10 protein-coding genes are annotated in these 9,037 nt (G+C 52.0%); 4 read left to right on the top strand and 6 right to left on the bottom strand.

Annotated features, from left to right (window positions below):
- Positions 1–627: 627 nt before the first annotated feature.
- Together N5096_RS16170 and N5096_RS16165 are read right to left on the bottom strand one after the other, a co-directional pair.
- Positions 628–834: a hypothetical protein gene (locus N5096_RS16170; protein WP_267665811.1), complete on the bottom strand. Its 207-nt coding sequence runs from the start codon at positions 832–834 to the stop codon at positions 628–630.
- 188 nt (positions 835–1,022) lie between these two features.
- Positions 1,023–1,244, bottom strand: a complete 222-nt coding sequence (locus N5096_RS16165) for an AbrB/MazE/SpoVT family DNA-binding domain-containing protein (protein ID WP_267665810.1) — start codon at positions 1,242–1,244, stop codon at positions 1,023–1,025.
- 228 nt (positions 1,245–1,472) lie between these two features.
- Between N5096_RS16165 and N5096_RS16160 the strand changes: the two genes are divergently transcribed.
- The 3 genes from N5096_RS16160 (at position 1,473) to N5096_RS16150 (ending at position 4,911) form a co-directional block, all read left to right on the top strand.
- Positions 1,473–1,901 (top strand): ribbon-helix-helix domain-containing protein, encoded by a 429-nt coding sequence (locus N5096_RS16160; RefSeq protein WP_267665809.1) that lies wholly within the window; start codon positions 1,473–1,475, stop codon positions 1,899–1,901.
- Positions 1,894–3,396, top strand: a complete 1,503-nt coding sequence (locus N5096_RS16155) for a MutS family DNA mismatch repair protein (protein ID WP_267665808.1) — start codon at positions 1,894–1,896, stop codon at positions 3,394–3,396. Before N5096_RS16160 ends, N5096_RS16155 begins: the two co-directional genes overlap by 8 nt.
- Before the next feature lie 903 nt (positions 3,397–4,299).
- Positions 4,300–4,911: a PD-(D/E)XK family putative nuclease gene (locus tag N5096_RS16150; protein WP_267665807.1), complete on the top strand. Its 612-nt coding sequence runs from the start codon at positions 4,300–4,302 to the stop codon at positions 4,909–4,911.
- A 159-nt stretch (positions 4,912–5,070) separates the two neighbouring features.
- Here the strand turns inward: N5096_RS16150 and N5096_RS16145 are convergent, their stop codons facing one another.
- The gene (locus tag N5096_RS16145; RefSeq protein WP_267665806.1) at positions 5,071–5,460 is read right to left on the bottom strand and encodes a DUF8115 family protein; all 390 of its coding nucleotides are present in this window, start codon (positions 5,458–5,460) and stop codon (positions 5,071–5,073) included.
- Positions 5,460–6,335 (bottom strand): ParA family protein, encoded by an 876-nt coding sequence (locus tag N5096_RS16140; RefSeq protein ID WP_267665805.1) that lies wholly within the window; start codon positions 6,333–6,335, stop codon positions 5,460–5,462. Before N5096_RS16140 ends, N5096_RS16145 begins: the two co-directional genes overlap by 1 nt.
- 620 nt (positions 6,336–6,955) lie before the next feature.
- Between N5096_RS16140 and N5096_RS16135 the strand changes: the two genes are divergently transcribed.
- Positions 6,956–7,939, top strand: coding sequence for a DUF7983 family protein (locus N5096_RS16135; RefSeq protein ID WP_267665804.1), 984 nt, complete (start codon positions 6,956–6,958; stop codon positions 7,937–7,939).
- A 49-nt stretch (positions 7,940–7,988) separates the two neighbouring features.
- Here N5096_RS16135 and N5096_RS16625 read toward each other — a convergent pair whose 3' ends face one another.
- Positions 7,989–8,141, bottom strand: a complete 153-nt coding sequence (locus N5096_RS16625) for a DUF7837 family putative zinc-binding protein (protein WP_309243319.1) — start codon at positions 8,139–8,141, stop codon at positions 7,989–7,991.
- Between the two features lie 705 nt (positions 8,142–8,846).
- The coding region (locus tag N5096_RS16130; protein ID WP_267665803.1) for an ATP-binding protein at positions 8,847–9,037 on the bottom strand (191 nt) is incomplete at its 5' end.

Below are 9,037 nucleotides of genomic sequence, written 5' to 3'. Positions count from 1 at the left end.
GGGCAAAAGGCAGAAATGCCTCTCACCACCGCAACGATTAAGACCACTTCGGAAGAAATGAGGAGTAGGATGTATCCTCGGGCGGGTGCCAGCCCGCCCCTTCCAAAGCGGCCCCTGCTGCCAACAGGGGATCTTCCCCCCATTTATGACATCGCCTAGCCGTGCATATCGTGATATAGCACCGGCATCACCCTTAATACTCACGGGGGTGTCTGACACCCATACGAAAACTGATAGTAGGCTTTGGGACAGTCGATCCGCGCAAGAACCCACGTTCTGATTGTGGGTGGAGTCCCGCCAAAGTGTGGGACAGCCCCAGAAATTGAGGCTACTGGTGGTGTTCTGACCTCTCCTACTACTACCGCAAAACCAGAAGACGCCGGCAACGCTGATGAGCGATCGGCTCACAGAAGCCTTGCTCCGGACAGCTTCTGAGCTATTAGTGAGAGGCTCAATTACCGTAGCGGAGCGATTAAGTCGCTGTGAGAGCGAGAAGCGTACACGGATCACATCTGTGAACGGTTCAGCACACCACCCCTGTCCACAGACTGTTGTGCTGTCCCGTTTTGTGTGACCCGTGTCAGCCCCCCGCTCCGGGGCTGATTCATACATACACTAGTGGCTACCCTATGCCGTCACCCCCGTCATCTCCGAAACCTCGGCCACAGTTATGTCGCCGATTCGCTGGTGATTGCCTCCACGAACCACCTTACCCAGACCGGCCATCGTTGATCTGACCATCTCGCGGATCTCCTCGTCGCCAGATCCTCCAAATGAGTAGATGATCGACGGCTGGTCAGCGAATCCCTCACCGCCAAAATTATTGAGGCTCACGACTCATCCCTCCAGAATAGCAACTTAGCTACCAATGAGGCAAAACTAATACTCTGGGACGCAGAGGGACAAGCACGGCCCACACACAGTAACGGTTCAGCGCACAGGACCTTTCCACAATCACATGCGCTGAATCGTACGTGGCCCGTGTCAGCCCCTCTTGGGGCTAACACGTACATTCTGAGTGGCTACTCTGAGCCGTCACCTCCGCTCGGATCTCGGACCTCAATGCTGGTTATTTCAAGATTGACCCAGTACTCCAGATCGTCTTCGGGATCAATAGAAAATTGCGCTCTGACGGACTTCGGGATTGTCACGCGACCACGAGTGTCCAGCTGGAGACACTGGTACTTGTGCTGCGGTTTGTCGATCTCAATCTCGCGTCTGAGAACGGCATCGGAACTATCCATTTACTCTTTTTTGTGACTAGGTGGGATATATTTCTTTCTATCACCTTCTCAATAGGCAGTTGGCACACAAATAGTGTGTTTTTGATTACTGAGTATGGTTCTACGGGAATGACCCATATTGAACAAATAATTATGGATATATAAAATATATAAATAAATACTTCTGAATCAGATTGACTGATTGGTACAGTAAAAAGGCTTATATTATTACCCACCTAATAGGCATATATGGGTATCTCAATGTCTATCACATTGCCTGAAGATGTGGTTGATGAGATTGACAACGAGGCTGGCAATCTCGGCATGAGCCGGTCAGAATATGTCCGCAAGCATCTCCATGCGGGGCGGCGACTGTTCCAATCATCAGGGAAGCTTGACCGCAAGATGCTCCAGCAGTTGGTCGAAGACGACGAAGCAGCCGCTCTCCAAGATGACCTGACCACCGATGCTGAGGGGACTGAAGATGAGATTCTGGCTATTCTGCCGACAGACAAGAATAGAGCAGCAACAAAAGATGAGCTCCGAACAGAAATCTTTGGGACAACCAAGGAACAAAAAAATCGTCTGAGTGAGGCACTTGATTATCTCGAAGAACGCGATCAGATTAGCTACACAGTCAACAATAATGGGGAGCCAGTGATCTACAAAAATGACTGATGAAATTGATGAAAACCATGTAGAAAGTGATGAGAAGAGTCTAAAACGTGATCTTGAACGGACGCAAACAGAAACCAGAACTGACCGTCGGAACACTGCCAAGGAACAGTGGCGAACCTCGCCTATCGACGCATACGAGAGTGGGAAGCTGGATAAACTTGGAGACAGCAATCGTAAAAGGTACCTAAGACAGGTTCGAGATTTTGAAGAATATTTGCTGACGCAAATAGCCCCTGAGAATAAATACGATATCCTCGGCGTCCGGGACGCAGTTGAAAGCGACGTTGAGGAATGGAAAAATGAGAGTCTGATCCCGCGTCAAAAGTTGGGATTGGGGACAATTGAAGGGTATCTCCAAGGCTTGAGAAGTTTCTACACGACACTTAATGAAGAAGACGCCTTTGCAGGCAATCCTGTTCGCACGCCTCTTAGCGACTTCCGTGACGAATACGAGGACGAGTTGGGAGATGCCGGCCGGCCATACATCCCTCTCACACGACTCAAGACATTCATGAATTGGTTGGATACTCCGTTCGCTCGGGCGATGTGGCTACTAGCGTTCAAGCTCGGGAACCGAAAGGGCGAAACTATCAATCTGGATCTTCGCTGTCTCAATATCGCTCACCCCGTCTTCGATCAGATTATCGCCAAGCACGATATCAATCTCGACCCTCGGGTTCGAGATCGGCCCGACACCCTCCTGATCTACGGGAACTTTACTAAAGGCAGTGAAATGCCGAATGACAACACGCCCGGATGGGAAGGCGACGGAGAGATTCGAGAAGCCGGAAACAAGCGAAAACGAGACACCGGGAGCGTCATGCCGGTTGACAGTGAACTCAAAACGGCGCTCATCGAATGGCTTCTTGTGAGGCCACCAACTTTTCACCGTGACCTACATCCCCTGTTTGCGATTGGAGCTAGCTCGGTTAGACGACCTGTCACCAACACAGTGGAGTGTCGGCTTTGGCTTGAGACCTACGTCGATAGCATCCGTCGTTTTGCACGAGAAGAATCACTAGAGGAATGTCCAACCTGCAATACGCCTGTCACAGCGCAGAACTTGGAGACTGGCGAGAAGACTGGACGGCGGTACCGTTGCCGTAACTGTTCAGCAGTTCACTGGCGGTCAATCTTCTGGGGGCCACAACAGACCGCCGAAAACTACGATGAGTTTGATACCACATACAGTACAGAGCAGAAGGTGGTGTATCATCAAGGTCGGCACACGTTCTCGTCGGCACACTCGGTGAAGAACTCAGACCTTCACGACGGGGTCATTCCCAAGGCTGTCAGGACCGAAGCGATTCGTGGAGACAGCAACAACCAAGGAGACACTGAAGATCAAGTTTATATTGAGGATCAGTACCAGAACTTCGAGAAAGACGTGCGTGAACCGTATCTTCACGGGGCAGAGGGAGCAGACGGCATCTACAAGTTTGGCCTCTATGACGACCTGATCCCTGCCGTGGGCGAAGGATGGGAAAATGAGTGAATCAGTAATCGAGGAGTACGCCCACAGCTGCCGAATTGTTGAGGAGGAACGCAACGGCGACTACAACCAGTATCATTACGAAGGCCCGATGGGTCGCATCAAACGTTCCAGAACCCGGACAAGGCCCGACTGTACGCCGACGTACAGACGGTCACAGGCGGCTTCAGAGAAGAAAAGACGGGAGAACGGGGCGCACCACCAGCGGTCGCTCGCTCCCGTGAGGACGTCCTCATGGCCTACTACGCGGCCCAGCCCACCATGTCGATGCAGTGGGTATCCGCACAGTTCAATCTCCCAGAGGATCGCGTTCGGGAATACGTTCAGTCACTTCGCAATCGAGCCGAGCAGAAACGTGCTGAAAACGGCGGCTAATTGCTCTCTTTAGAGGTCATGGTACCGGTCTCACCCCCGTGGTCGGTAGATGACCGCCACGATTCCTGAACTACTGTACCCACTAGTCGAAAGAATCCGGGAGATGTGGCGTTAGTCCGGGCCTGCCGTCAGCTGATCAGCATCAAGATCCCCGACCAAGTAGTCACGACCGTCAGCAGTAAGCGCATAGTATCCATCGTCACGTCGGTTCACGAGACCATACTTGGCAAGCAAACGGCAGCGTTCTCCGACGTAATTTGGGTGCGAATCGATATTTCGTCCAATGACGGCGGGTGGAACCTCGCCAGCGTCAGCCAAATATTCCAAGATAGGATCGTCTGATGGCACCATCCATTCTGCACGCTGGCGCATACACCGTCTCTCCAGCACCCTCACATAGCATCGTTGATGAATAGGTAATTCTTTGTATACGCATATTTTTGACTTTGTATATGCGAGTCCAACTCATTCTGTATGACTCAACCGAGCTGAGTACGGCGATCACCCAGTTCACCAGTCGGGGTGACGGCCGTGAGGATCAGTAGCGGAGAGGACGTCGACTGGGTTGCCAATCCAGATCTGATGCTTGAGGATGTCCGAAGCGCGTACCGTGCAAATCGCTGTAGTGGAAGAGGATCGAGTACAGCGGCGGCGCGAGGCTACAACATCGAACGACTCGCAACAGCAGTCTTTGACGTGGATGGTTTCTTTATGCGGTATCCGGGAGACAAGACATGTATCGACACTACCGGATTTAGTGACAACCACCACGAAGTCAACATCGAATCTAAGGGGGCGGTCAATCGATATCCATCTGGTGGATATGGAGAATTTCGAATTTGGTGGTCAAATCATGTAGATTTATTCATTGAATCGATAGACTACTCTCCGAAAAGGTATATCTACTTCTTCGTGACCTACGCTGTGGATAATAATGGCTATGCAAAAGAGGTCGGCAAATTGTCTGTTGACATCGAAATAATAGATGACCTACTAACTAATTGGAGATGGGTCGATCACGCGTCAATGTCGAAAGCACGGGTACGAGATATCTCGTGGCACCTGCTGTTGAGCCGGCTTGGTGTGTCGGTTGACCGATTCCGCGAGACTAACATGATAGTCGTAACTAGCGAGAGTAGTTAGTGAATTCATACCACACTACTGTATATCTCAGCTGAAGTCAGCGAAATTGACGAGGTGTACGCATATTCCGCAACTCATCCCCATCGAGATAGCTGTTGACAGATCTGGTATTTATATTTAGCCTATAGGTATGCCCTATGCATTTTGCCTATAGGTGATTCAGACTGTCGTCGTCTCTCGTCGAGTTATTGCTTCCTCTAGATCGTCTAATACATCGTCTGTTCCATCCTGTAGACCGACACGGACGGCGAGTCTGATAATGGCACTCCGAGAGGGTTTTGCCAGCCCTGAATCGCCGTCATATGACGCTTGAAGTTGCTCGAATACGTCGTCCATCTTTCCTTCCTGCTCGAGGGCTTCGAGCACAGCGGCCAGTCGGGGATCGTATGCAGTGATTGTATCGGAGGTATCTCCCTCAGCAACGGCAGCCAGTGCCTCTTCGATTGCATCCGCAAAGTCAGGCTGAGACTGTGGATTTTCTCGGTCGAGGCGGTTCCCTTTCGATTCTTGCTCACGGAGTTTTTCGAGTTCTTCGTCAGTATCTGTCATTAGTTTCTCTTCTGTAATCGGTCGTGAAGTTCCTCTGCGTTCTTGAGGAAAGCACTCTTTGCGTCTTTACCAGTCTTCGCGAGTTCCTCGTCGGGGAGATCAAATAGTGTCTGCCCGCGCTCAGTTGCAGTGCGGATCTGTTGTGAATCGACGACGAACTCCGGTGCGATCAATTCGGGGAAGTCAGCTTCAAATTGCTCTAACATTTCTCGATGGAGGTTTGTTCGGCGGTCGTACAGATTTGGGATCACCATTTGTAGACGGACATCTTCGCCGTAACTCTCTCTGATTGTCTCGAGATCGGTTTTCAACGACCGTGCCTGTTTCAGCTCAAAGGAGCCCATCGCAACTGGAGTGACGACATTTCGAGCAGCCCAGAGACCGTTATACGTGATATTATTCGCCAGTCCGGGCATATCGAGCAAGACAATGTCCCAACGGTCGAGAGGATCGATATACTCGTCAAGGAACAGGCGGAGGCGATTGTATCGCTCATCGACATCATCGACATTTCCAAGATCAGCATCAAGCCCATCAAGATCGGAGTGTGCCGGGATTAGATCGACACCAGAGTCAGTTTCGTACACTAGCCGGTCAACTGCGTCTTCTGCTCCGACCATCTCAGCGACATCCCCCCAGCGATTTCCCATCGTTGTCGCCACGTTCGGGAAGTCATCCTCGTTCTCGATGTCTTCTTGAACCTGCTCGTAGACACCAAGCGCATCCGCGAGGTCGCTTTGCTTTCCTGCGAGATCAATTAGCAGAACATCGGACCCGAGTTCGCTCAGCGCTGCTCCCAGATGTCCAGCATTAGTTGTCTTTCCTGTGCCTCCCTTGTCGATATAAACTGCAGCCCGCATCGTCTCAGCGGACATGCCAATCACCCCTGTAGTCCAGCATACAGGTATAGCCTATAGGTATATTCTATATAAAACTGCGTCAGACGCGAGTCACACAGAATTCGTATTGCGATATACACTATACAGATCCACCGTGCTCTGTGGGCACACACGCTAGTATCAAATGCGTTCTGACCGGCTGAACCCCCGATTCAAGATGGGGAGATAGGTGTCCTCACAGCGGGAAGGAGGCCACACACAACGCTTCCGATGAGCTCACCGCCTTTGATTTTTTATCCCTCTTGTGGCGCAGATTGTTGATATGGTTCTCTCAAAGGCCTTGAAATTAGAGAGTAGTAGTCGGCCTAGGCGAGGTGTTGAACTACGATTCAACACCCGTCGGCCGACATATCCTCACTGAAGCCGATCAGTACCGGCCGATTCGGATCTCTGCGTCACTTGACGCTTGAGTGGTTACTCCCCGAAACCGTCGCATCTGTTTCGGTGGGTCGCATGGCGCGTGTCGATTTGAAGAACATGGATGCCGCTGATTAACCAACAGGCGGACCTCACTGTTGCACATTGTTGGTTAACCAACGTGGGTGTCGTCTCACGTACGCCCGTGTGCTTTTGTCCCACAGTACTGAATCGCCAGTATGTCGTTTCGAGTGACGTGGACCAATCTAGTCGATAATGTGGAAGAGCTTCCAGCAGACGCCACACTCCTCACTCCGCTTTCCCAGAAGCCGTTTCAGATTACCGACGTCCAGCAACACCGAGTGCTGATCGAGTTTCAGGCCGACAGTGAGACCGTCCCGCTCCAGCGAGAGCAGTTCGAGACGCTGTTCCAGCGCGTTGACGATGCGGCTGGAGCGTTCGATCTCGATCGTCTCCCACCCGGCGCTGAAGCGTATGCAACCGTGATGAGTCTGCATCCGCGATTCACGATCGATGATCGAGACGGCATGCTCTCCGAAAGCGAGACGCCAACACCGTCGCCGCTCGTCGATGCACATACGGTCGAACACGACGATGGGACACGAGAAGAGCCCGATATTCCGGTCTATGCAGATGCCCTCCTGTTGATCGACGCGCTCGAGCAGCACGATGTGACATCACTCACCGATCTAGACGTGCCGACGCTTGTGAATCTCTACACGTTGCTTTCTGATGTCCAGCGCAACGCCAACGATCTTCGACAAGACGTTCGTGGTGTCTTGCTTGACCGCCTCCACCACGATCAACCGGTAAGCGGACAGTACGGGTCCGTCCAACGGACTGTCCGCCAAAATCGGACACTCAAAGATGACGAGACAGTCCTTGAGCGACTGGAGGCGCAAGGGATTGCCCCTGAGCGTGTGATGAGCGTCGATACGAGCAAAGTTGACGACGCATTAGAAGTAACGTCACTCTCTGAATCCGATGTGTTCGATATCGAGGAGAGCGAGTACGTACGCAAGGCAGACGTCGACGAAGAAACAAAGCAAACCCGTCTCCAAGGGCTCAAAGACCAGTTGGCTGGAGCCGATGAAGACACAACCGAGCTCCAAGCCGAAATCGAAGAACTGGAGCAGCGTATTACCGAGCTCACCAGTTTTGACTCCGGGACATCTTACCATACTCGTTCAACTGGTGGGTAGTCTTACACCGGATACGCGACGAACAACAGTTTATTCTGCTGTCTGCCGGCTACTCCGGCGCTATAACGTCCCCACACGCCGGACACTCGGCCCACACGCCCTCAGTGCCGTCGTTCTTTTTGTACTCAACAAGAATCCACGCTTCCGATATGTCCTCACCACATTCCGGGCAACGACCGAGGGACGATTCGTCAGCGTTCATGGAAGAGGGGAAGGAGCGTGTGACAGTGTTCCTTCCAAATGAATCTCATCTGGGGGGGAACGTAAGCCTTTGGCGGCTTTGTGGGTTGACGCACCGGATTATGGGAAGATACATATCGTCAGTAGCATTAATTCATAGCCACCAAAACACTGGACTCATGAGTATCCGCACAGTACTTACTCGGCTACTGCCCAGTGACGAGACAGAGATAGTTGTGGAGTGTCGCCAGTGCGGTGGGAACCTTGGGCCGGGCGCAGATAAGTGTCCCACATGTGGGTCAGATGAGATAGAACACTTTCAGATTTCAGAGTAGACAGCCGCGTTCCGAATACCTCAGTATTCTCAGACGTATCATTGTCCGAACGGCTGGTCACTGAAGAGTGCGAACTGATCGACGGGAATCCTACCAGTTTCAAGTGATGTTTTGAGTGCCGTGCAAGATACAGGGCGCGAGTGTGATACGAACCGAGGTTGGTCTGTGGAGGGGAGTGATCGCTCAGTACAGGGTACACATATACCGCGACGACTAATGATCTACCTTATATCCGTTAGAAATTTGGTGAAATATGTGGAAGTTACAATCAGCACAAATAATTGAACCTCGGCAACGTGCCGAGAAGACATTCCTCCCACCGTTTCACTCTCAACCGTGTTCTCGCATAACCAACATTCAGTCGATTTGACGCAGATTGCCTCTGATAACAACTACGCCGGCACCCGCAACTTAACCTCCGTCCCGTCGGTTGTCGCTACGGACACATCACCGCCGGCTTGCGTGACGATCATTCGAACCATCCACAGACCGAGCCCTCCGCCGTGATTGAGTGGCGTCTCTTCTCCCGTTTCGAGGATATCCGCCTCCATCTCCGGCATGCCGGGGCCGTCATCTCGCACGC

Source organism: Halorubrum yunnanense (assembly GCF_026586675.1).
Lineage (GTDB): Archaea > Halobacteriota > Halobacteria > Halobacteriales > Haloferacaceae > Halorubrum > Halorubrum yunnanense.
This window is presented reverse-complemented; position numbering and strand designations above follow the sequence as displayed.